General features: G+C 41.0%; 16 protein-coding genes and 1 pseudogene. 9 read left to right on the top strand and 8 right to left on the bottom strand.

The genetic code is table 11. The annotated features are described in order from the left end of the window. Positions 1-54: 54 nt before the first annotated feature. Complete coding sequence (gene lipA / locus QOL76_RS08370) at positions 55-933, top strand: lipoyl synthase (RefSeq protein WP_283412496.1); 879 nt, start codon at positions 55-57, stop codon at positions 931-933. A 102-nt stretch (positions 934-1,035) separates the two neighbouring features. Then, on the top strand, positions 1,036-1,335 hold the full coding sequence (locus tag QOL76_RS08365) for a hypothetical protein (protein ID WP_283412495.1): 300 nt from the start codon (positions 1,036-1,038) through the stop codon (positions 1,333-1,335). Between the two features lie 145 nt (positions 1,336-1,480). Here QOL76_RS08365 and gcvP read toward each other — a convergent pair whose 3' ends face one another. Continuing rightward, positions 1,481-4,369, bottom strand: coding sequence for an aminomethyl-transferring glycine dehydrogenase (gcvP, locus tag QOL76_RS08360; RefSeq protein ID WP_283412494.1), 2,889 nt, complete (start codon positions 4,367-4,369; stop codon positions 1,481-1,483). Between the two features lie 368 nt (positions 4,370-4,737). On the opposite strand from gcvP, the gene QOL76_RS08355 reads away from it, so the two are divergent. The 5 genes from QOL76_RS08355 (at position 4,738) to QOL76_RS08335 (ending at position 12,103) form a co-directional block, all read left to right on the top strand. Then, positions 4,738-6,234, top strand: a complete 1,497-nt coding sequence (locus QOL76_RS08355) for a M28 family peptidase (protein ID WP_283412493.1) — start codon at positions 4,738-4,740, stop codon at positions 6,232-6,234. Positions 6,235-6,589: 355 nt separating this feature from the next. After that, a complete protein-coding gene (locus QOL76_RS08350) occupies positions 6,590-7,630 on the top strand; it encodes a quinone-dependent dihydroorotate dehydrogenase (RefSeq protein ID WP_283412492.1) in 1,041 nt (346 codons plus the stop codon). A gap of 53 nt (positions 7,631-7,683) precedes the next feature. After that, positions 7,684-10,182 carry an FtsK/SpoIIIE family DNA translocase gene (locus QOL76_RS08345; protein WP_283412491.1) on the top strand — a complete coding sequence of 833 codons (2,499 nt, stop codon included), beginning with the start codon at positions 7,684-7,686 and terminating at the stop codon, positions 10,180-10,182. 33 nt (positions 10,183-10,215) lie between these two features. After that, positions 10,216-10,869: an outer membrane lipoprotein periplasmic chaperone LolA1 gene (lolA1, locus tag QOL76_RS08340; RefSeq protein WP_283412490.1), complete on the top strand. Its 654-nt coding sequence runs from the start codon at positions 10,216-10,218 to the stop codon at positions 10,867-10,869. Between the two features lie 43 nt (positions 10,870-10,912). After that, entirely contained in the window at positions 10,913-12,103 is a 1,191-nt protein-coding gene (locus QOL76_RS08335) for an NHL repeat-containing protein (RefSeq protein ID WP_283412489.1), read from the top strand. A 63-nt stretch (positions 12,104-12,166) separates the two neighbouring features. Here the strand turns inward: QOL76_RS08335 and QOL76_RS08330 are convergent, their stop codons facing one another. Beyond that, complete coding sequence (locus tag QOL76_RS08330; protein ID WP_283412488.1) at positions 12,167-13,024, bottom strand: VOC family protein; 858 nt, start codon at positions 13,022-13,024, stop codon at positions 12,167-12,169. Then, the gene (locus QOL76_RS21235) at positions 13,017-13,901 is read right to left on the bottom strand and encodes an SRPBCC domain-containing protein (protein WP_346771401.1); all 885 of its coding nucleotides are present in this window, start codon (positions 13,899-13,901) and stop codon (positions 13,017-13,019) included. Before QOL76_RS21235 ends, QOL76_RS08330 begins: the two co-directional genes overlap by 8 nt. A gap of 120 nt (positions 13,902-14,021) precedes the next feature. On the opposite strand from QOL76_RS21235, the gene QOL76_RS08320 reads away from it, so the two are divergent. Together QOL76_RS08320 and ribB are read left to right on the top strand one after the other, a co-directional pair. Further along, on the top strand, positions 14,022-15,002 hold the full coding sequence (locus tag QOL76_RS08320) for a GlxA family transcriptional regulator (protein WP_283412487.1): 981 nt from the start codon (positions 14,022-14,024) through the stop codon (positions 15,000-15,002). A gap of 233 nt (positions 15,003-15,235) precedes the next feature. Then, a pseudogene (gene ribB / locus QOL76_RS08315) lies at positions 15,236-15,865 on the top strand (3,4-dihydroxy-2-butanone-4-phosphate synthase); the annotation flags it as partial. Positions 15,866-16,055: 190 nt separating this feature from the next. Here the strand turns inward: ribB and QOL76_RS08310 are convergent. The 5 genes from QOL76_RS08310 to QOL76_RS08290 all read right to left on the bottom strand — a co-directional run bounded on the left by QOL76_RS08310 (position 16,056) and on the right by QOL76_RS08290 (position 23,676). Further along, complete coding sequence (locus tag QOL76_RS08310; RefSeq protein WP_283412486.1) at positions 16,056-18,107, bottom strand: aceric acid hydrolase; 2,052 nt, start codon at positions 18,105-18,107, stop codon at positions 16,056-16,058. A gap of 202 nt (positions 18,108-18,309) precedes the next feature. Next, positions 18,310-19,308 carry a DUF1593 domain-containing protein gene (locus tag QOL76_RS08305; RefSeq protein ID WP_283412485.1) on the bottom strand — a complete coding sequence of 333 codons (999 nt, stop codon included), beginning with the start codon at positions 19,306-19,308 and terminating at the stop codon, positions 18,310-18,312. 9 nt (positions 19,309-19,317) lie between these two features. Continuing rightward, positions 19,318-20,712 carry a DUF1593 domain-containing protein gene (locus tag QOL76_RS08300; protein WP_283412484.1) on the bottom strand — a complete coding sequence of 465 codons (1,395 nt, stop codon included), beginning with the start codon at positions 20,710-20,712 and terminating at the stop codon, positions 19,318-19,320. A 234-nt stretch (positions 20,713-20,946) separates the two neighbouring features. Then, on the bottom strand, positions 20,947-22,335 hold the full coding sequence (locus QOL76_RS08295; RefSeq protein ID WP_283412483.1) for a pectate lyase family protein: 1,389 nt from the start codon (positions 22,333-22,335) through the stop codon (positions 20,947-20,949). A 45-nt stretch (positions 22,336-22,380) separates the two neighbouring features. Further along, on the bottom strand, positions 22,381-23,676 hold the full coding sequence (locus QOL76_RS08290) for a nucleoside hydrolase-like domain-containing protein (protein ID WP_283412482.1): 1,296 nt from the start codon (positions 23,674-23,676) through the stop codon (positions 22,381-22,383). Positions 23,677-23,815: the final 139 nt, after the last annotated feature.

Here is a 23,815-nt window from a genome sequence, read left to right as displayed (position 1 = left end):
GTCAACTTGGGTTTTGCCCTTTGCTGACTTACCTTTGCACCAAATCAGAAATCAATGATCGAATTACCTGTAATTCCCGAAGAAGCTACCCGAAGAAAAAAGCCAGATTGGCTTAGAGTGAAACTTCCTGTAGGAAAAGAATACGCCAAAGTCCGCAAACTAGTAGATGAGCACAAGCTTCATACGATCTGCGAAAGCGGCAATTGCCCAAACATGGGTGAATGCTGGGGAGCCGGAACGGCTACCTTTATGATTTTGGGAAATGTATGTACACGTTCATGCTCCTTTTGCGCTGTAGCTACTGGCCGACCGCCTGAATATGATGTGGATGAGCCGAGAAGAGTAGCAGAAGCAATCAAGCTCATGGGCGTAAAACATGCCGTTTTGACCTCTGTAAATAGAGATGAATTGAAAGATAAAGGTGCCGAAATCTGGTATCAAACCGTGATACAGACCAAGGAACTGTCACCAGCAACAACAATTGAGACTCTTATTCCAGATGTAAAATCAAACTGGGATGCTTTATATAGAATGATTTCAGGAGGCCAAGAAGTAGTTTCTCATAATATGGAAACTGTGGAAAGTCTTTATAGAAGAGTTCGTCCGCAAGCAAAATATGCACGGTCTCTAGAGCAGACCAAATTAACCAAAGAGTACGGCAAAAGAACCAAAACCGGCATCATGCTAGGATTAGGTGAGAAAAAAGAAGAGGTTTTCAAAGCAATGGATGATCTAGCAGAGCACGGTTGTGATATCCTCACTTTAGGACAATACCTTCAGCCTACCAAAATGCACATTGAAGTAGCTGAATTTATACATCCGGATCTTTTTGCAGAATATAGAGAAGAGGGTTTGGCGAGAGGATTGAAGTACGTGGAGTCAGGACCTTTGGTGAGGTCATCTTACCATGCTGAGCGCCACGTGAACGTGTAAACCTTCTAAATGATTTTTAAAGCACACTTTCGGGTGTGCTTTTTTTATGCCTAATTTTTTAATATTTTCAAAAAATATATTTTACACTAAACTTTTAAATAAATGGTACAAATTGAAAAAATCGGAGTTTCCTCCGCTGCTAAAATCTATGGCTTGACACTTGGCATCCTTGGCTTTGTGATCGGTATTTTTTATGCTTTATTCTTTACTGCTTTTTCAGGATTGCTTGGAGAAGGCATGGGAGGCCTTGGGCTCATAATGGTAATTGTCTTTCCTATTATGTATGGAGTCATTGGCTTTATAGTTGGAGCATTAGGAGCAGTGATTTATAATTTTGTAGCATCGAAATTAGGGGGTTTGGAAATCCAACTTTCAAAAGAGAATGAGAATCATTTAGGATAATAATGGTCCAAGTCTGAAAACTTCAACCAACTGCATCTAGAGTTTATGACTTCTGTGACCTCTGCAAAAACTTTTTGCACTCAGCGGGTAAAACGGAAAAAGGGCTACCGAATGGCAGCCCTTAACTTATATATTGCGGAACCAATTAAGCTTCTTCGCTTGCATAATCCTCCACGGGAATACAGCTACAGATCAAGTTTCTGTCACCGAAAGCAGAATCAATTCTGCGTACACTTGGCCAGAATTTATTTCCTTTCACGTATTCAAGTGGATAAACTGCTTTCTCTCTAGAATATGGCAAGTTCCAATCATCTGAAAGCACCATCATAGCTGTATGCGGCGCATTTTTCAACACGTTCTCTACTTTATCAGCTTTTCCATCTTCGATCTCTTGGATCTCCGCACGGATAGAAAGCAAGGCGTCGCAGAATTTATCCAGTTCAGCTTTAGTCTCCGACTCAGTTGGCTCGATCATCAACGTACCAGCAACCGGGAAGGAAACTGTAGGCGCATGGTAGCCATAATCCATCAATCGTTTCGCGATATCTTCTACTTCCACACCCACTTCCTTGAAACCTCTGCAATCCACGATCATTTCGTGAGCAGCTCTTCCTTGCGTACCTGTGTAAAGAATAGGGAAATGATCTTTTAATCTTTCTTTGATGTAGTTAGCATTTAAGATTGCCATTTTCGTAGCATTCTTCAATCCATCACCACCCATCATAGCAATGTAAGCGTAAGAGATTGGTAAAATGCTCGCACTACCATAAGGTGCTGCTGAGATAGAAGAAACCGCCTGCTCTCCGCCTGCTTTCACTACTGGGTTGCCAGGAAGGAATGGCGCCAAATGACTTGCTACGCAAATTGGGCCCATACCAGGTCCGCCACCACCGTGAGGGATACAGAAAGTCTTGTGAAGATTCAAGTGACAAACGTCAGCCCCAATTCTGCCCGGGCTAGTCAATCCAACCTGTGCATTCATATTAGCTCCATCCATGTAAACCTGTCCACCATTGTCGTGAATAATCTGGCAGATTTCCTGAATGGCTACTTCGAATACACCGTGTGTAGAAGGATAAGTTACTAAAAGCGAAGAAAGCTCATTAGCATTTGCTTCCGCCTTCGCTCTTAAATCCTCGATATCAATATTTCCTTTTTCATCACATTTTACCAAAACCACTTTCATTCCAGCCATAACAGCGGAAGCAGGGTTGGTGCCATGCGCAGAAGTTGGGATCAAGGCTACATTTCTGTGGTGATCTCCTCGGCTTTGGTGATAAGCACGAATGACCATCAATCCAGCAAACTCACCTTGTGCACCAGAATTTGGCTGTAGGGAAGTATCTGCAAAACCTGTGATTTCATTCAACCAATGTCTCAAATTTGCAAAAAGCTCTTGGTATCCTGCAGTCTGATCGGTTGGTGCAAATGGGTGCATCTGTCCGAACTCAGGCCAAGTCACCGGGATCATCTCCGCAGTAGCATTAAGCTTCATCGTACATGACCCCAAAGAAATCATAGAGTGAACCAATGACAAATCCTTGTTCTCAAGCCTTTTGATATAGCGAAGCATCTCGTGCTCACTTTGGTACTCGTTGAAAACCGGGTGAGTCAAATATTCAGATGTTCTTACCAATTCTTCCGGAAGATCCAATTCGATCTCAGAAGCCAAAGCAGCAAGATCTGGAGCGTCTACTCCCTTTGCTTTCGCAAAAACTTCAACAACCGACGTGATATCCTCTAATGTCTTAGCCTCATCAAAAGTCAAGAATACCGTATCGTAATCGTAACGGAAATTCATTTCCGCAGAAAGTGCCAATGACTGGATTGCATTAAGCGACTTAGACTCGATTTTTACTTTGATAGTATCGAAGTAATTCTTGGAAGGCACTTCGTAACCTAATTGTTCAAGAGCCTTTGCCGTTAATTTAGCCAGTCCATGCGTTCTTAGCGCTATGTTTTTCAGACCTTTTGGGCCGTGATAAACTGCATAAAAACTAGCCATTACAGCTAGAAGAACCTGTGCAGTACAAATATTAGAAGTTGCTTTTTCTCTTTTGATATGTTGCTCACGAGTCTGCAAAGCCATTCTGTACGCTTTGTTTCCTTCACGATCCTGAGAAACACCAATAATTCTTCCCGGAATCTGACGCTTGTAAGCCTCTTTGGTGGCGAAGAAACCTGCATGTGGCCCACCATAGCCCATAGGAACACCAAATCTCTGCGAAGATCCCACCACTACATCTGCCCCCATTTCACCTGGAGCTGTCAGAAGTGTCAATGCCAAAAGATCAGCAGCAAATGCTGTGGTTACATTGTTTTCTTTTGCAGCAGCAACGATGGCTGAGTAATCACGCGCTTCACCGTCAGCATCTGGATATTGGAATAATACTCCATAAAGATTCTCGTCCGTCAGGTCCAACGAATCAATAGACCCAAAAACCAATTCAATTCCTACCGGCTCGGCTCTAGTTTCAAGTACAGCCTTGGTCTGAGGGAATACTTTTTCGTCTACAAAGAATTTGGTTGCGTTCTTTTTCTCTCTTGGTTTCACCGCAAAAAGCATATTCATCGCTTCAGCTGCAGCTGTTCCTTCGTCCAGAAGAGATGCATTTGCAAGCTCCATTCCTGTCAATTCCATCACAACAGTTTGGAAATTGATCAAGGCTTCCAATCTACCTTGAGCGATTTCTGCCTGATAAGGGGTGTATGCAGTGTACCATCCTGGATTCTCAAGCACATTTCTTAAAATCACACCTGGAACTAATGTGTCATAGTATCCAAGCCCAATGAATGATTTGAATACCTTATTTTTGGAAGCCAGTTTTTTGAAATCCTTCAAAAATTCCGACTCTAACTTCGCCGCCGGAAGATCCAATGGGCGATCCAATTGTATAGATTTTGGTACAGTTTGGTTGATTAATTCCTCTAAAGATGAGGCACCGATTTTCTCCAGCATTGCTGAGATTTCTGAATCTGTCGGGCCATTGTGTCTGCTCTCAAATTTGACAGCATTAGAAAGATTGATCTTCATATAAGAACGTTAAGACGATGAACTATTTGGGTTTGAAATCTGCTGAATTTTCAAGGCGCAAAGGTACAATTTATTGAAAGATAATGCTTTCATGAACCGCATTATTTCCCTTTTGTTCGATCAAAATTTATAAACGGTTTATTGAAGGGTAGAAAATTTCTCTAGTTTAGCGCATGAAATGCTAATTGATTGAAATTAGAACTCTTTTCACTCAAGGTTCTATTTGAGTGAATTCAGGGAAATTTTAGTCAGAAATCAAAAAATCAAACTAATACTTATGAATTCGAGCATGATCTACTGGTTAAAAACTAATACTACCATAAAACATGCGAGGTTCCAGATTCTTTAAAAATCCAAATTATAAACACATGAATAAAAGTCTGTTATTGACGGGCGCAATAGCTCTAGGGCTTGCACTTCCGTCGTTGGCGCAGCAACCTGCACAGGTGAAATACGCCAACACAATTACCGCCGGAGATCTTAAAGAGCGCCTTACTTATCTTGCTTCTGACGAAATGAAAGGCAGAGATACTGGCTCTGAAGAACAAAAAGTTGCTGCTAATTATTTAGCTGATTTCTACAAAAAAATCGGTTTGACTGGCCCAGTAGCAGGTAGCTACCTACAGGCAGTAGAACTCGTAAGCTCATCTTTCGGTGATGTTTCTTTGAAAGTAGGCAAAAACAAGCTTGTCAATAATGAAGACTTTGTTTTCATCGGCGATGGCGACATGAAAAAAGCCACCAAAACTGATCTTGTATTCCTAGGATTAGTTTCAGATGAAAACTTGGCTAAAGTTGATGTAAAAGGCAAACTAGTCGGCATCTGGGCTGTAGGCGTCAGATCAAACGATCTTTTGACCAAAGTAATGGACGCCGGAGCAGCTGGTATCGTGATCGTAAGCATGGAAGGTCAGGCAAATTTTGACCGTATTGCAGGACGTTATCAAAGCTTAGCTGGAAAAGGAAGGGTTGGATTTGCGAAACCTGTAGAGCAAAAGCCTGTATTCATGGTAAGCTCTGATAAAATGGCTGAGCTTTTCAATACTCCTGTTGAGGATCTAAAAGAAGCAGCAAAATCAAATCCTGAGTCAATCAAATCTCAAAAAGCTACTTACCAAATCGAAAAGAAAGTAGAAGAAGTGGAAAGCTCTAACGTAATGGGCTACCTAGAAGGAACTGATAAGAAAGATGAGCTAGTTGTTATTTCTTCCCACTACGATCACGTAGGTGTCAGCAGTACCGGTGAAGTGTTTAACGGCGCTGATGATGATGGATCAGGAACAGTATCTGTAACTGAAATCGCTGAAGCTTTCGCTGCAGCAGCAAAAGACGGCATCAAGCCAAGAAGATCAATCCTTTTTCTAAACGTAACTGGTGAAGAGAAAGGCCTTTTAGGGTCTGAGTATTACTCTGAGCACCCAATATTCCCTTTGGAAAACACAGTAGTAAATTTCAACATTGACATGGTAGGTCGTATTGATTACGAATATCAAGATGCTGAAAACACTGATTTCGTCTATGTGATTGGCTCTGAAATGCTATCTACAGATTTGAAAAAAATCTTGGAATACAACAACATCACTTACTCTGACTTGATCTTGGATTATAGATACGATGCCGAAGATGATCCAAACAGATTCTACTACAGATCAGACCATTACAACTTTGCAAAGCATAACATCCCAGTAGCATTCTTCTTCAACGGAGTTCACGACGATTATCACCAAGTAACGGATACGGTGGATAAAATTGAATTCCCTCTAATGGAAAAGAGAGCTAGATTGATTTTCCACACAGTTTGGGACGTTGCCAACAGAGAAAATAAGCCAAGAGTTGATGGCACAAACACTAGAACTGAGAGATAATTATTTAAGCTCTTAGTACTCAAAAGGCTATTGGAGAAATCCAGTAGCCTTTTTTGATATAGGGAAAACAGAGTTATTAAGGCAATCAAAAAAATGTATTTCACCCTTTCAGGGCTTATCTATTAATATTTTTAATTGTCCAGCCCCATCGAGCTGGGTTTAGATAGTTAGGGCTTTCAGCCCTTTGCAAAATAAGATACCCTTTGACACCGCTTATGTGACTTAAACGATCAAAGTCAAAACTAAACTCCTCAATACCCCCAAACGTATCAGCGAAAATAAATTGATTTCATTTTTCCAATCGTCAAATTTTATAAAACGATATCTTTGCCACACGAACGCTAATTGATATCCCGTGTATAAATCCCTACTCAAACCACTTTTTTTCTTAAAAAAACCAGAAGCTGCTCATCACTTTACTGTAGATCTGACTCGGTTCGGCTTCAATCTTCCTATTATTGGGTCGATCGTAGAATCCACTTTTAGATTAGAGGATAAAAAGCTTGAGCGGGAAGTATTTGGACTGAAATTCAAGAATCCCGTTGGCTTGGCGGCAGGTTTTGACAAGGATGCGAAAGTCATCGATGAAATGGCCATGCTCGGTTTTGGTTTTATTGAAATAGGAACCTTGACTCCAAAACCTCAAGAAGGAAATCCACAACCCAGGCTTTTTAGACTTCCCCAAGACGAATCACTGATCAATCGAATGGGTTTCAATAATGGAGGCGTTTTCGAAGCGGTGGAACGATTGAAAAAACGCAAATCTAATGTTCTTGTAGGTGGGAATATCGGTAAAAACAAAGTCACACCGAATGAAAATGCTATTGACGATTATTTGATTTGTCTGGAAGCACTGCATGATCACGTGGATTATTTCGTCGTGAATGTGAGTTCTCCAAACACGCCAAATCTTCGAGATTTGCAGGAAAAAGAACCGCTTAAAGCCCTGCTTCAGGCCGTAAAAAATGCGAATGACCTCAAGACAAAGCCTAAACCAATTCTTCTAAAAATTGCTCCAGACCTTACGGACGGACAATTGGACGATATCATTGAAATCGTGAAAGAAACAAAAATTGATGGGGTAATAGCGACCAACACAACCATCGATCGTTCGCAACTGAGCACTTCCGAGGCTGAAGTACAAGCCATAGGAGCTGGAGGGGTAAGCGGAAAAGTGCTAGGCAAAAGAAGTACTGAAGTCATCCGATATCTTTCTGATAAGTCGAATAAGGCGTTCCCGATCATTGGGGTGGGAGGAATTTTTTCGGCCGAGGATGCAATTGAAAAACTAGAGGCTGGAGCTAGCTTGATTCAAGTGTACTCGGGCATGATTTATGAGGGACCTGCATTGATCAAAAAGATTAAAAAAGGATTGTTGGCTTATTTTTCACAGTAATTTGTCAATCTAAATTCATTAATCTTAACTTAAATCGGATTTGAATCGAATACATGGCCACCAATTCACCTAGGACCAATACTTTTAGAAAAAAAGGAGAACCCACCAAAAAGAAAGGCGCAGGCTTCAAGGCACCGAGCTTTTCCTTTGGTAAGATAAAAACAGCCAAGATCAGCTTGACGCTGGGAATTTTGCTGATGTCTACGGCTATTTTCCTGTTTATCGCATTTATCAGTTACCTCCTGAATGGCCCTGCAGATCAAAGTCTAGTCATGAATAACCCCGACGAGGCGATTCGAGATACAGCCCGAGAATCTACTAATTGGCTCGGCTACCTCGGTGCCCAAGCTGGCAACTGGATGATTTATCGCTGGTTTGGGATTGCGGCTTTTCTATTCCCTCCATTTTTGTTTTTACTCGGATTCAAATGGGCTTTCAAAATCTCACTGGTTTCCCTCACTAGATACACCACATTCGCGCTTTTTTTCACATTCTGGCTAGGTTTATTGACTGGTTATGTAGTCATTTTGATTCAAGGCTATTCTTATTGGAGCTTCCTTTCCGGTGGTTTTGGCTATGAATTAGCAAAGCTTTCCGCTGATTTTCTGAGCTGGGGAACCTTTATTTTGCTGGGAGGATCCATGCTCATTTTTGTGATTTTCTTCTTTGATATTGACAAATTAGACTGGTTTAGCAGCAAAAGCTCAGATGCCGAATTGGATGAAGATGAATTAGAAATAGAATCTGCTGCTTCAGTAAAAAACCCGTTTAAAGAAGATTTGGAAGAGGAAGAAGAAATCGATGATGACGGTAGTTCTTGGACCATCAAGGGACAAGAGGAAGATGAAGAAGCAAGTTCCCCTATAGCACTAACCCCTGAATCACCACCTAAGCCAAAGAAGGAGGAAATAGCATTTGATGTGCCTCAATTAAACATTCTCGATCCAATCGTAGAGCGTGAAGATGAGCCTAAAATTGAGGAGAAAAGCTTCTCTGTAGTGAAGCCGGCGGGAGAGGAGAAAACAGCCGAAGAAGTCGAGAATCTTGATGCTTACGATCCTACGCTTGATCTTCCCCATTACAAATATCCTACGCTAGACTTACTCAATGAATATGATGTTCAAAAAGTAACCGTAAGCCGACAGGAACTTGAAGACAACAAAAACAAGATTGTAGAAACACTTGAGAATTTCAAAATCGGTATTCAGGAGATTAAAGCGACTATAGGACCTACGGTAACGCTTTATGAAATCGTCCCGGAGCCTGGAGTAAAAATCTCCAAAATCAAGAATTTGGAAGATGATATTGCCCTGAGTTTAGCGGCTTTGGGAATTAGAATTATTGCCCCAATTCCTGGAAAAGGCACAATTGGTATAGAAGTTCCAAACAAAAACAGAGAGCTTGTCCCAGCTCGGGCTGTTTTGGGCACGGAGAAATTCATGCGCTCAGACAAGGACCTTCCGATCGCGCTAGGCAAAACTATTTCCAATGAAGTTTTTGTAGTCGATTTGGCAAAAATGCCGCACCTCTTAATGGCTGGTGCTACCGGTCAAGGTAAATCGGTAGGTCTGAACATGATCTTGGCTTCACTGATTTACAAGAAGCATCCTTCACAATTGAAGTTCGTCCTTGTGGATCCTAAGAAGGTAGAACTTACCCTTTTCAACAAGATCGAGAGACATTTCCTTGCCAAACTACCAGGTGCGGAAGAAGCTATCATTACCGATACCAAAAAGGTGATTTATACGCTGAATTCTCTTTGCATCGAAATGGATAATCGATACAATCTTCTGAAAGATGCCGGCACAAGAAACCTCAAGGAATACAATGCTAAGTTCGTTGCTCGTAAGCTAAATCCAGACAAAGGCCATCGTTTTATGCCTTACATAGTTTTGGTAATTGATGAGTTAGCGGATTTGATGATGACAGCTGGCAAGGAAATCGAAGGTCCGATTGCACGACTGGCACAATTGGCCCGAGCAATTGGTATTCACTTAGTAGTCGCTACACAAAGACCGTCTGTAAACGTGATCACCGGTATTATTAAAGCGAATTTCCCTGCACGTCTTTCCTTCCGTGTGACTTCAAAAATCGATAGTAGAACTATCCTAGATGCAGGTGGCGCAGATCAGTTGATAGGTATGGGAGATATGCTTTTATCTCATGGATCAGAGATGACTCGTATCCAGTGTGCATTCTTGGATACACCTGAAGTTGATTCGATTTGTGATTGGATCGGTGAGCAAAAAGGCTATTCTGACGCTTATTTACTTCCTGAATTTGAAGGGGAAGATTCGGATAATTCTGTTGGAGATGTTGATTTTTCAGATCTTGACCCACTTTTCAATGATGCAGCAAGACTACTCGTGATGCATCAGCAAGGCAGTACTTCTCTGATTCAGCGCAAGCTCAAACTAGGGTACAACCGCGCGGGACGAATTATCGATCAACTGGAAGCTGCGGGGATCGTGGGAGCTTTTGAAGGCTCAAAAGCACGTGAGGTGCTTATTCAGGATGAAGCTAGTTTGGAACGGTTATTGAATAGTTTGTAATAGCTGTTCAATTAGTACCAACAGCACCATTACATGAAAAAAATCGCCCTAGTTTATACGCTTTTTCTAGCCATTCTATTCTCCTTCGAAGCGACCGCTCAAAAAGATCCTAAAGCAAAAGTTGTTTTAGATGCAATGAGCCAAAAGTTTCAGGCAATGAATGGGTTTACTGCAAATTTTGATTTCACTTTCCAAGATGCCTCTGGACCTGGAGATCGGCAGTCAGGAGATATTGCCGTCAAAGGCGAGCAATATCGCCTCAAACTCCCAGACCAGGAAATTTACAACGATGGCAAAACAGTTTGGACTTACATCCAATCTGATAATTATAAAGAAGTAACCATCAACGATGCTGATCAGATGGAAGGAGAACTTACTCCTTCTAACATTTATCGCATTTACGAATCAGGCTATAGCTACAAACTGCTCAGCGAAAAGCAGTTTCAAGGCAAAACAGCTCAGATAGTAGAATTGCTAGCAGAGAAAAACAATGCACCCTTCGAGCAGGTCAAACTGATGATCGATAAAAGCACTTCAAATCTCCTAGGCTGGGAGATGTTTGATGGCCAGGGAGGCGTATTCTCGTATACTTTCAAAAACCTCAAAGTAGATGCTAATCTACCTTCCTCCTATTTTGTCTTTGATGCGAAACAATATCCAGGAATAGAAGTGATTGACCTAAGGTAATCGGTTATTTTTTCCTTATACTAGTAGTCTTAATACTACATGTATGAAGATTTCCTACATTATTCCATTTTTTGCTATCCTGATATTTTCTTGCCAAACAAAAGATCATCAGTCTGAAACCAATTCAAGTGGCCTTCCAAGCTACCGCATGGAGACAGTAGATTCTGTTACGGTAAAAGATATTCTTGCCCGAATTTTCATGTTTCAGACAGCCGATGAGAATCATGTTGTTTTTAGGGATAGAGCTACTTCTGATGTTTACGTATTTGACAGAGATGGAAACCCAGTCGACAAGTGGGACAAAACGGGTGATATTCCTGGAGCTTTCTCTATTGCAAGTGGAAATTTAACACTGGATAAAGCAGGTAATTTGGTGGTTTTAGACGTCATGAATGGCCTAAAAGTATTTAAGAAAAATGGTGACATAGTTCAAAACTTCGGGATCTATCAAAACCAATGGAGTTTAGGAGGAGCATTTTCACTTTTTAAATCTTATCAAGTCATCGAAAAAGAAGAGAAAGAATATTTACTTTATTCGCTTGACATAATTGAAGAGGCGACAGGCGACTACGGCCCTGAATATCTCCAAGCAAGAAATAACCTAATTTTGACAGATCTTGAAACTGAGGAAACCAAAACCTTTCTACCATTCCCTGAAGGATCTCAATTTCTTAATGGCAACGTATTTCTCTTTAATGATTTCAAACCAGTATTCACATACGATGAGAAATCTCAACTCCTTTACCTCATGTTTCAAAATGAGCCTATTCTTTATACCTATGATTGGTCTGGCGAAGAGCCTATTTTAAAAGATCAAACAAAGCTAGATCTAACCGGATTTGTAGCTGGGGAGGGATTCGAAAAAGGAGCTGTTAGTTTCGGTAAAATTTCTGACAATAAGATCAACCCTTATCCCTCGTCAGTGCTCAATTTGGAAAAATATGGAGAAAATATAATAATTACATATAAGCCAACACCATCAGACAAGGGTGACTTGGCGCTGGCAGCTTCAGGTGAAGTTTCCAAAGAGCTAAAGGCTAAGCTCTATGAAGAATCAAAAAAACGAACAGTGATTTTGACTCAAAAGGGAGACATTGTCCCTCTAAGTTTGCCAGAAATGATTCTGTATGATTTTTCAGTACTTGGTGAAGATATCTGGTGGATGAAAAAATATACTGGAGATGAAGAACAAGAAGACTATACAGTATACAAAAGTAGGCTGGTCAAAGAATAAATAGCACCCTTTTTATGAATGGTAAAAACTAAATCCTGCCTCTGGAGAAGCAGGATTAACCTTTTATGCATTTTTCAGTTTCTCTATATCAAATTTTTTCATCTTCATAAAGGCCTGAACCACACGACCAGATCGTTCTGGATCAGACATTAATTTTGAAAGGATTTCAGGAACAATCTGCCAAGAAACACCAAACTTATCTTTCAGCCAGCCGCATTGACTCTCCTTGCCTCCATCTTCTATAAGCTTTTCCCAGAAATAGTCTATTTCTGCTTGATCTTTACACTCTACCACTATCGATAATGCTTCATTGAAATCAAAATTATGCACAACAGCACTATCCATGGCTGCGAATAATTGCCCGCTCAATTCAAACTGTGCGTGATTAATAGTCCCATCTTGGCCATTGGGATCATCTGCCCCATATCTAGAAATGAGTTTTACAGAAGAGCTCTCGAATATGGCAGTATAGAAATTAATTGCTTCCTCAGCCTTCCCGAAATTCGTTCCTGAAAAGAGTAAAGCTGGAATAAATTTCTGGTCAGAATATTCTGGCTTATCCACAGTTAATTGCCATGTTACCCCAAATTTATCCTGAAGCCACCCATATTTTTTGCTCCAAGGATAAGAATCCATTGGCATCAAGGCCCTACCGTTAATAATAAGCTTATCCCAAATTGATTGGATTTCTGTTTCATCAGGAATAATGGTGTAAAAAGAAATCGCAGGGGTAAATTTGAATTGCGGGCCTCCATTAAGACACATAAATTTCTGACCGGAAGAATTAAAAGTTACCACCATCGGATTTTCCTCTCCAATTGTAGAATCCGAAAATACTGAGCAGTAAAATTCAGCGGCCTCTTTCGCATTGCCATCAAACCATAAGCACGGATAGATGGCTTTTTTCAGTGCATTACCCATTCCCTTCGCAGATTTCTTTCAATTTATTAAGTGCTTTAGGCCAAGCTTCATTAAAAAACTCTTCATATTCTAGCGTGGAATCTGTGTCAACTAAAAGTTTTGTAGCCTCCCCGTTTGCTTCAAATGTGTATTTTTCATGGGCTCCCTTCCAGGAATCCACTGCTTTTCCTTCCAACACTTCAACCCCCTCTTTTAATACCCCTAAGTGTTCTATATCCACATGCTTGTTCTCCTCATTCTTAGCAACTTTACTCACCATTCCATTTTGATTTCCTTCTTCTCCTTGAGAGACAAAAAGTATTTTGCTTCCCTCTTCCCAAGTACCTATGTAGGTAGAGCCTGGAGAAAAAGCTTCTGTCCATTCCTCATAGGTAGGTTTTTGAAGCATGGTTGTATACACTTCAGCAGATGGTTTTTTGATCAAAATCTCAAAGTGCAATCTGACCATTTTCGCCTCTGACTCGGTGTATGTTTTGAAATTTTCTAAAATAGCCTGCCACCCTTTTTTTTGCAATTCAACTGAATTCTCCATTTCAGCATCGAATACCTCCACCACTTCTACTCCATCAGGAACTTCTTTAAAAGTAACTTTCACCTGACGTTCATCGCTCAAAATGTACGTATAGTAGGAGTGTTTTTCCACTTCTTGATATACTCCTCCAAAATCAAAACCCATACTTCCATCTTTCGCTTCCATTCTGGAAGTAAAACTTCCACCGGGTTGAAGGTCATTTTCTGATTTGGTCGTGTGCCAATCAGCAGAAGCATTATTCCAATGGATGATATGCTTGGGTTCGGTGAAGTAATTCCAAACTTTTTCTAAAGGCGCATTTACGGTTACTTGAACAGTAATTTTGGTTTTTTGAGTAGTTGTCATGGTCTTCTGATTTGATTATCAAAATTTACTTAACAAATTTATCAATCGCCGCTAAAATTCACCCTGTTCAATTCTGACAATTGAAAGGTAGATTGCGACAGGAAACATTAATTTAAACACATGAAAAACATTGCTATCATAGTACCGGAACAATCTGTTCTACAAGCAATTGCAGATCCGCAATATTGTTTCTCGGCAGTCAATGAATTTCTTACCAGATCAGGCGGAGATCCTCTTTTCCATGTTGAATTAGTTGGTCTGAATCCAGAAGTTAAATTAAATGACAAACACTATTCCGTATTTCCTGACAAACTTTTGGCAACTGCAACTGCCCCAGATTTAGTTGTCATTCCTGCACTTTTTGGAGACATGAAAAAAGCCGTAGAAGCCAATGAGGCCTATATTCCTTGGATAAAAGCACAATATGAATCAGGAACGGAGATAGCCTCGCTTTGCGTAGGTGCATTTTTGCTAGCTGCTACTGGACTACTTGATGGTAAAAAATGTTCTACACATTGGGGATTTACCAATCTTTTTCGAGAGCTCTACCCCGAGGTGGAAGTGCAGGACGGCACCATTGTGACAGAAGAAAATGGCATATATTCCAGCGGAGGAGCTAATTCGTATTGGAACTTACTACTGCACTTAGTTGAGAAATATGCTGATCGGGAAATAGCAATTTTAACAGCGAAATATTTTGCAATAGACATCGACCGGAATAGCCAAACTGCTTTTTCCATGTTCAAAGGTCAAAAGACTCATCAGGATGAAGCCGTTAAAAAAGCTCAGGAATATATAGAGGAGAAGCTTGAAGAACGCATTACAGTAGATGCGCTTGCCGATGAAGTTGCTGTTGGCCGTCGAAGTTTCGAACGCAGATTTAAGCGGGTTACCAATAATTCCGTGCTTGAATACATTCAGCGAGTCAAAGTGGAAGCTGCAAAGCGTAGCTTTGAAACTACGATGAAAAACATCACAGAAGTCATGTTTGAAGTGGGATATTCTGATACCAAAGCCTTCAGGACCACCTTCAAAAAAATCACTGGTTTGACTCCTATTGAATACAGAAATAAGTACAACAAGTTTGCGAGGATGAATTGATTTAAGAAATCACATATCATGCTGGTTTCATACTATTACTCTAAATCTCATAGGGTCACTTTTCATAATTTTCGTTTTTGAAGGCTACTCCTATTCTTTGTAGGAAACAGAGGTACTCAGGCACCACGGAAAGATACCGGAAAACAATTTCCCTCTAAGTCTTTGAGTTCTTCCAATTTGGAAAGGAATAAAGGTTAAATTTGCAGTCCCATTTTCATCAAACTTTATCATTAGTGGAAAATTATCAACTAGACTCTATTGAAGATGCAATCGAGGCTATCAAAAACGGCGAAGTTATTATTGTAGTAGATGATGAAAACCGTGAAAATGAAGGCGACTTTATCTGTGCTGCGGAACTGGTAACACCAGAAATCATAAATTTCATGGCTACTTATGGTAGAGGTCTAATTTGTGCGCCAGTCAGCGAAGAAAGGTGTGAAAAATTAGGATTGTCCCTTATGGTTTCAAACAATACTGCGGCATACGAAACTCCCTTTACTATTTCGGTAGATTTGATTGGGCATGGGTGTTCTACCGGAATATCGTCCTCAGATCGTGCGAAGACAATTCGAGCTCTTGTCGATGATACTATACATCCGAGTGAATTAGGAAAACCTGGTCATGTTTTTCCTCTAAAAGCCAAAAGTGGCGGTGTACTTAAAAGGGCTGGACATACCGAGGCTGCAATTGACTTCGCACTATTAGCAGGATTGTCACCTGCTGGAGTATTAGTAGAAATATTAAATGAAGATGGTACTATGGCTAGGCTTCCAGATCTTTTTTTGGTAGCGAAAAAATTCAACTTAAAGCTGGTCTCCATTGAAGATTTAATTGCATACAGAAATAAAAACGAATCCTACCTCAGCAATTAGATAGGGTTCGATCCTGCGCCCACTAAATTTCCCTTCTTCACCTCTGCTATCACTCGTTAAAATCTCGTAAGTCGAGGAACACCGTCATCCGTGACAGTAAAAATAACGGAGTTTGACAAAGGATCAACTCTACAATAGTTCTGCTTCCCAAATGCGGAAAAAGGTCTCTTGTGTCAAGCGCTTACTTCTTCAGGGGAATCCAAACAGACATTTCTGATTTACCCCTATTGCCCCATGCAAAATAGGGCACTAGCCTGATCTCCAACTCTTTTAACTCTCTATTGGAGTCAATCGGGCGATACAAATCTCCATTCCAATCTTCATCTGTTTGCACCAAGGCTGTTCCTTCTAAGAAAGCAATTTGTGCACCTGAAATTGCTTCTTTCACAGCCTTCAATTGTATATCTGCTGGAAGTTCCACGTCAAAAATTCTAGCGTCACTAATATCAGGTGACTCGATACAGTAGACAATTGGTCCTCGCATTACTGCAACTTGATTCCTTGTCTCCTCTACCAGAGGATTCGCTTCCATCAATCGCACAGGCATAGGAAGGTATAGCTCGATCACATCCCCTTTTTTCCAGTTTCGAGTCAGGCTTGAGTAGCTTCCTGCTATTGCCTTTTCTGTAGTTTTTTCACCATTTATCTTTATCTCAGCATTTTCAGCCCAAGCCGGGATTCGCATATCAATAGCAAATGGACTACCTGAAGATTTATTAATTTCTAACTTTATAGTACCATCCCAGGGATAATCTGTCTCCTGTTTGACCTCCAAATCAGAACCATCCAGCAATTGGGTCTTTAAATTACTGCTTCCATACATATTCACTATAAGTCCCTTTTTGGACAATGCATAGGCATAATTCTGAGATTCGGCAACGGTTCTCACTACATTGGGTGGACAACAATTTGATTTGGAGATATAAGGTTGCCGCTCCTTGGACCAGCGAAATTCAAACGGCAAGTCATCATCGACCCGCAAAGGATTGGTATAATTGAAATGAGTACCAGTCAGATCTGTTCCGGACAACACACTATTGAATAAACTCAGCTCCATGATATCTGCAAATCGACTGTCTCCAGTTACCAACAGCATTCGGTGGTTCCAAAGGACATTGCCAATATTAGCACAGGTTTCATTATAAGCTGCAATATTCGGAAGTTCATACGCCTGCCCGTAGGCTTGATGCACCTGCTGAATGATCGGCTGATTGTAGGTGGTACCATTTGGTGAAACTCCATCGTATAAAGCTCCCGTTGCACCGGTGATATATAGCTTTTTACTCACCACATCCTGCCATATACTTTCCAAAGCCATCATCAATGAATCCTCGCCTGTCTCTGCATACAAATCCGCCACCCCAGCATAGAGGTAATTAGCTCGAACGGCATGACCTACTGCTTCTCGCTGTTGACGGAAAGGAATCCGGTCTTGGTTATGGTCGGTGCCATCTGTGATCATTCCGCGGATATCTATCATTTTCTGCGCGAGGTCCAGATATCGCTGGTCGCCGGTCGTTCTGTACATCTCCACCACTCCCATATAATGTGAGGGACAAATTGCATTTTGAGCTTGCTCAGCAGTTGCATCCTCGTGGTATTCCACAAGAAAATCTGTCGCTTTTACTGCTATATCCAGAAAGTTAGTCTGCCCAGTAGTGCGGTAATGTAAACTGGCGGCAGTCATCAAATGACCCAAATTATAAGTCTCGAAATTCATACGGTCCTCAAACTCAACAGCATCTTCTGGGTTATTTCGCTGCTTGATGATAGTGGATGTATGGATGTATCCATCTGCTCTTTGAGCATAAGCTATTACCTTTATGATACGCTCGAGCTCATCATAGTACCTCGGATCTTTGGTCGTAGCATACACTGAAACTAATGCTTCCAAGGTTTTATAAAAATCCCCATCATGAAATGGAGCACCTCTGTGTCTTCCTTCCTTATACCCGGCCGCTATCTCAAAGTTAAGAAAGGCATGGCTCAGCGTATCATTTTTATAAACCTGCAACATGTTCATTGCCATGGTATCCTTACTCACTTCAGCCCAATGTCCCCAAAACCCACCAGTCCAATGAACGGCATCCATATCCACTGAAACCTGTTTAGCAAAAGGACTTTTGGAAGTGTTGACCATTGCTTTTTCCTGCGCATTTACTTGCGCAGCAAAGACAAGAAGAACACTACAAAGTAGCCCCATCCTTAGTTTCATGTATTTACGTTTAGTCATTTTCAAATATTTATATGGGTGATAGTCAGCAAATTGGTTGTTTTAAAAAGGAATTTACCAAGTTTACATTACCGACCCAAGCCCTCTAGTTCATGTAATGAGAAATGAAAGCTGCGAGTTGATGTCCAATTGGGCTTAGAAATTGGTTCTTGCATTTTATTTCTGCCAAGTTTTACCCTATTGGTATTGTGATACAGTGCATTTAATAAATCATCCAATCAGCTCGTATTTGAAAATCTAATTGAAAATCAACTTTCCATTTAGAAATTGAATCAGGCCCAAGTCCGTCTATATAATGATTGGTGCCTTCTACTCTTACATATTGTCCGCCCCAACTTTCTTGAGTAGGGTCTTCAGGGTCATTTATTCCTCGAGCTGCGCTTAGCAAATAGAGAAATGCGGGACTATCCCCCTCTATAACACCAGCTCCGGCCATTGCTTTTGGTGGATAAATAGCTCCAAGTGGTCCATGGTTATTGATTACGTTTTCTTCCGCCCATTCTTGGGAACCCACTTTGAACATACCCTGGTAGGTTTTCTTGGATTCTATAATATGCAGCTGGGGGAAATTATCCATCAACCATCCATGGCTGGCATCCTGACATGCAATTAGGAATATTCTCATTTTGCCTAAAAAGGCCTCCAACTCCTCGGGACTTCTAGTGTTTTGGACTTTCCAGATAGCTTGGGCAACTTCCCTTGCGCCACCCCATACTCCAATATAAACGGGTCTAGGGTCAGGCTTGTCTACTGTTTCAATAATCGCACTTGAAGCTTCGCTGTCTTTCCCCGGCCCTATTATCTCATTCCAAGGCTGTTTTTCACATCCCCACTTGATCGGAATGTTCTGACGGTTGCCTCTCCCTTCGAATGTGACAGATTTCAGGTAGTCTGCAGTCGGGAATTTAGGATCATGCTTTCTCAGGTTCTCATCGACTAGATCGTACTTATCCAGTACTTCTAAAATAGTTTGCTTGTCTGCCACCATTTCGAAAGTCCCTGCAGATGCGATCAGTGCTTCAACCTCCAGCTCGTTGGTATAGAGTAAAAATCTTATCATAGACTGCACATCATCCGGGTCACTATTGGTCACCGGAATTGGTGGGAAATCAGAAGAGACGATCACGCGATATTGAGCCAGGCTGGCTGAATTAATCCCAAATAGGAATCCTACAGACACTATTAGTTTATTGAAATTCACCTGTTCTATCTATTTCACTTCAATGATAATTCTTCGATAACTTGTCAGATTTGGCGAACCATTGTCGGTTACTTCGCAAATGACATGAATAGTTTTACCTGAAGAATCTGGAGGTAGGGTGAATTTTATTGAGTCAGAATCATTATTCGGAATGACTACTTCCCCCCTATACGTACCAGCCTCTGGAATAATCCACCATTTGTAGCTAAGCTCATCTTCTTCTAGATCATAGGACTTTGAGGCGTCTAGTATAACATTTTGACGTTTTTTAGCTTTGACTTTGAGGATGCCAATACCTGGATTTTTGTTGATTACAACTATTGGATTGCGGTTGCCTCTCCCTTCATTTGCCCAGTCCATTCGGGCTGCAAAATTGTTAAAAGTGGCAGGATAGAAATAACTTTCATAGGTTCTTGACACTTCGGACTCAGGAGCCTTATAATTTCGGAAAGAAGAAGTTACGCTATCCTCAGTCAACCCAAACTCAAAATATCCACCCCAACCAACCTGTGAAGGAACCATTGGGTCATTTAACCCATTTGGCATCAAGTGTAGGAAGGCAGGAGTATCACCTTCGACTCCATACTTATATTTTGGATATACCTTACCTAGGTTTCCATGGCTTTGTATATGAGCAGCATATTCTTCCCAGTTTTTCTTCCCTGTACCATTCTGGTATCTCCAAGCGGACTCGTCCCAGATAAACAGTAAATCCTCTTCAAACTCACCACGCATCCACTGATGAGAGCTGATGTCATAGGGAGTTTTCTGGTCCCGGTCTTGATCAGTAATAGTATAAATAGGAATTTTATGGAGGAATTCTTTGAGTTCAGATTCAGATCGTTCTTGCTTTACTTTCCATATAGACTGTGCGATAGTATTTCCTCCTCCCCATACAGTAATCCACAAGGGACGCTCATCCTTTTCATCTGCAAGTTCGATGATCAACTCACTTCCAGGTGAATCATTGTCTTTCCCGAGAAACTCCTTCCCGCGGTTTTTACTGCCAAAAACTGTGATACTTCTTAAGTACGAAGGACTTGGCCAATAACCAATATTTTGATGGGATTCATCTGCAGCAAAGCCCTTTTGCCCAGATCGCTTCATCAGGTTTGGGAGGTCCTTTTCGTAGGCATCAATGGCATCATGAATCAGCTGGAAAAAGTCCTCCCGCGTTTTATCCAAACTCCAACCCGTAGTGTAAATAATACTTTCGATTTCGAAGAGGTCGGCATGCACTAATAACCTTACCAACGATTCGCTATCATCTGTCTCCCAGGTAGACACATCAGTTAAAATTACTATACGGGGCTTGGGAGTATCACCTGTAGGTACCTGTTGCGCCAAAAGCACTGAGCTAATGACCACTAAGGTTAGTATAAGGGATAAGAATTTTATTTTCATGATTGTTTTTAATTGTGAGACTTGGGTGACTTTGGAAATCCTCATCTGCGAGAATTAAATGAAATTGATTTCCAGTTTATTTTCTTCTGATAATATTACATAATGTATATCCGCTTTTCTACCAGTAAAGGGGGAAAAGCAATCTGGAATTTGTTCAAAATTATAATTGAGGTCACATCGGTCTTCCGACCAGATAAGCAAAGAATCTAAGGCAACTGGCATCATTGCGGATAATTACATAATGGAATTGAGATACTTTTCTAGCATAGTATAACCGTCTTGAATTATATTTCGATCACTTGAATCAGATGGATCAAGTCCATTTTTCTTTTCCCATTCATCCGGCATTCCATCGTGATCTGAATCTGTGAGTGCAGGCAAACTCTTTAATTCAGGCCAGCCACCTACATCCTCCTGAGTATCTATAATTCCTGATTTTTTTGAAGTATCTGCCAAAGTGATTCTCTTTCTATATGTACCTCCTTCATAGGTGGTAAAACCGCCTTTCGTTTCATTGACTATTCGGGTATCCACCGCATCCCGCTTAGGCAAAGTAGCCCCAGCATTTGCAAGTACTAAGTCAAATGCTTCTTCAGCGGACTGCTGATTGATAGGCATTGATTCCCAAGGTTTTTCAAGTCTGACATATTGAATATTTGATTTACCTCCTTGAGGCTGCACCCCACCATCCCAATTGTCAGCCGTGACGCGATCACTACCAATCATCACATTATCAGCAATAAACCATTTACCAAAATCACTGACATCGTTACGCATGGATGGATTTGCCAGCCTGTGAGAATTTTCACCCGCCTGTGTCGCAGGCCCAGGCTTATAGTAGTTGGCTACCATATTGATAATCGAAAAGGTAAATCGAGGATCCGTGCCTTGTTTGTTTTCTCCACCATAGGTGCTGTTATACCCCCAGTTATAAACCACATTATTTCTATAATCAGTATATCCAGAACCTGACGCCATTCTCGGATTTCGACTTCCATGATGCGCTAGTAAATTATGGTGATAGCTACCAAAGTTCGATCCCCATATACCGCCGAAACCATGTGCTCCTTTTACATGATTTGAGTCATGCATGCTTTCGGAAATAATACTCCATTGCACCGTAATACTATCATTATGATAAATTGACATGGTTTCATCAACACTCCAGCTGGCCGAAATATGATCCAAAATAAGGTGCTTATTATATCTGCCTGAAACCGCATCAGCATCATCGCCGGATTCATTTCCCAGTCTAACTCTCAGATACCTTACAATCACATGATCTGCTTCGATTACCAATGGATTTTTTTTGATACAAATACCATCTCCGGGAGCTGTTTGACCAGCAATGGTGATATATGGATTCTTGATCCGTAAAGCACTTTCGAGTTCTATAGTTCCTGATACCCGAAATACAACAGTTCGAGGTTCCGATGCTTCCACAGCAGCTCGCAAGCTTCCCTCTCCACTATCGTTAAGGTTGGTGACTTCAAACACTACACCTCCACGACCACCTTTAGAGAACTTCCCATATCCTTCTGCTGTGGGGAATGCTAACTGCTGAGAAAATGCCGAAGTGATAGCAAGAATGCTTATCACTACGATTAACTTGATTCTTTTCATAAAGAGGGGCTTATTGTTATTTCTTTGAATTTGAGTTAGGCACACTTACTTTTCAAGCCATTTCCATCTTTCCGCCCAATCCAATAAAAACTCTCTCCTATGTTTTGAGATGGTTTTAGCTCCCTGTTGATCCTTTATAAAGAGAGCCGGATCTAGTTTGTCACTATACCAATTATTTCCTAGCTGATAATCATCTGGCGAAGCCTTTCCTGGCCAAGGATCCGTACTTACATAACCGCCTTCCAAGCCATCTAATCCAGCAATTGCACTTCGGGTTTTGTAGGTTCCTTTTTCTGGTTTTTTGGAGCTATACTTTACCCCATACATACCTTCGCCTAAGTAATAGCCTGGCCAGATTTGATTTTGCACTTCCAGTTCAAATACCACCGAATCTTCTGAAACACTCAATTCTGGGCCAGTAAACCTCCATTCAATAGTTCCATAAGCAGCTACCGTATCTTCCACAGTACTTCCATCTATAAAAATATTTCGTGAGCTGTGATCGATTTTCTCAAAACTACCTCCCCAGCTTTCACCCATAGGGTCATTTGGATCGCCGCTAACTAGGTACGCAAGTGATGGAGTATCCCCCATTTTGATCCGACCATCATAATACTTGATAAAATCCTTCCCCATAGCACCTCTGCCCTGTATGTAATTGTCATAATAAGCATCACCTTTCACATCTTTTGGAGAATCTTCATCCATAAACCAACCTCTATAAGTTGCATTTGCCTCAATCATCCACAAATCCGGATGATGCTCAGCGATATAAGAATAGGAATTGATGCTCCATTTTTTATTGGGCCCTCCTATCCAATAGACTCGAATATTGTCTTTGATCTCCGGTGCATCGTGGAGTGCCTGTGCGAGATCTTCAATGCCACCCCACACAAGTACCCATAGCGGTTGATCACTTTCTTTTTTAGCGCATTGAATAATCCATTCCGATCCTTCTGTAGCAGTAGCAAACCCTTTGAATGGTGCAGCATTTTTCTCGCCTTGCTTGGTGATATTCCGAAGTGAATTAGGGGAAGGCAGTTCTGGAGCGTGCTTCAGAAGTTGATTGTAATCGCTTTCATAATGCTCAATGATATCCAGAAAATCCTTTTTACTCCCATCACCAAAAGGAGAAGAAACCAAACCTTCAATTTCGAATTGATCAGCATACATCAATAAGTGTATCATCGATTGGAAGTCATCAGGATCTGTCCCTCCTATATCTGAGCTGATCAACACTCTGGGTTTATGACGCTCGTTTTCAGCAGTATTACAGCTGAGCAATGTTAAAAAAGCAATCATTACAACCAATTCCATCCCACTAATTATATTTCTATTCATACGTAACATTCGTGAAGTTTTGAAACTGAAGATACCATACTAACAAATAACCAAGTGATTGATGCTATATACCTGCTAATTGACACTCAAATGTATCAAAAAGAAAGTAAACGAAGAATAAAAAGAAAATAAACGTAAA

The organism is Algoriphagus winogradskyi (genome assembly GCF_900182815.1).
Taxonomy (GTDB): domain Bacteria; phylum Bacteroidota; class Bacteroidia; order Cytophagales; family Cyclobacteriaceae; genus Algoriphagus; species Algoriphagus winogradskyi.
Note: the sequence above shows the minus strand (reverse complement) of the source record. Positions and strands in the feature narration are given on the sequence as shown.

Coding starts and splice junctions, on each gene's coding strand:
- lipA (WP_283412496.1), top strand. CDS start 55: ATGATCGAATTACCTGTAATTCCCGAAGAAGCTACCCGAAGAAAAAAG.
- QOL76_RS08365 (WP_283412495.1), top strand. CDS start 1,036: ATGGTACAAATTGAAAAAATCGGAGTTTCCTCCGCTGCTAAAATCTAT.
- gcvP (WP_283412494.1), bottom strand. CDS start 4,369: ATGAAGATCAATCTTTCTAATGCTGTCAAATTTGAGAGCAGACACAAT.
- QOL76_RS08355 (WP_283412493.1), top strand. CDS start 4,738: ATGAATAAAAGTCTGTTATTGACGGGCGCAATAGCTCTAGGGCTTGCA.
- QOL76_RS08345 (WP_283412491.1), top strand. CDS start 7,684: ATGGCCACCAATTCACCTAGGACCAATACTTTTAGAAAAAAAGGAGAA.
- lolA1 (WP_283412490.1), top strand. CDS start 10,216: ATGAAAAAAATCGCCCTAGTTTATACGCTTTTTCTAGCCATTCTATTC.
- QOL76_RS08335 (WP_283412489.1), top strand. CDS start 10,913: ATGAAGATTTCCTACATTATTCCATTTTTTGCTATCCTGATATTTTCT.
- QOL76_RS08330 (WP_283412488.1), bottom strand. CDS start 13,024: ATGGGTAATGCACTGAAAAAAGCCATCTATCCGTGCTTATGGTTTGAT.
- QOL76_RS21235 (WP_346771401.1), bottom strand. CDS start 13,901: ATGACAACTACTCAAAAAACCAAAATTACTGTTCAAGTAACCGTAAAT.
- QOL76_RS08320 (WP_283412487.1), top strand. CDS start 14,022: ATGAAAAACATTGCTATCATAGTACCGGAACAATCTGTTCTACAAGCA.
- QOL76_RS08310 (WP_283412486.1), bottom strand. CDS start 18,107: ATGACTAAACGTAAATACATGAAACTAAGGATGGGGCTACTTTGTAGT.
- QOL76_RS08300 (WP_283412484.1), bottom strand. CDS start 20,712: ATGAAAATAAAATTCTTATCCCTTATACTAACCTTAGTGGTCATTAGC.
- QOL76_RS08295 (WP_283412483.1), bottom strand. CDS start 22,335: ATGAAAAGAATCAAGTTAATCGTAGTGATAAGCATTCTTGCTATCACT.
- QOL76_RS08290 (WP_283412482.1), bottom strand. CDS start 23,676: ATGAATAGAAATATAATTAGTGGGATGGAATTGGTTGTAATGATTGCT.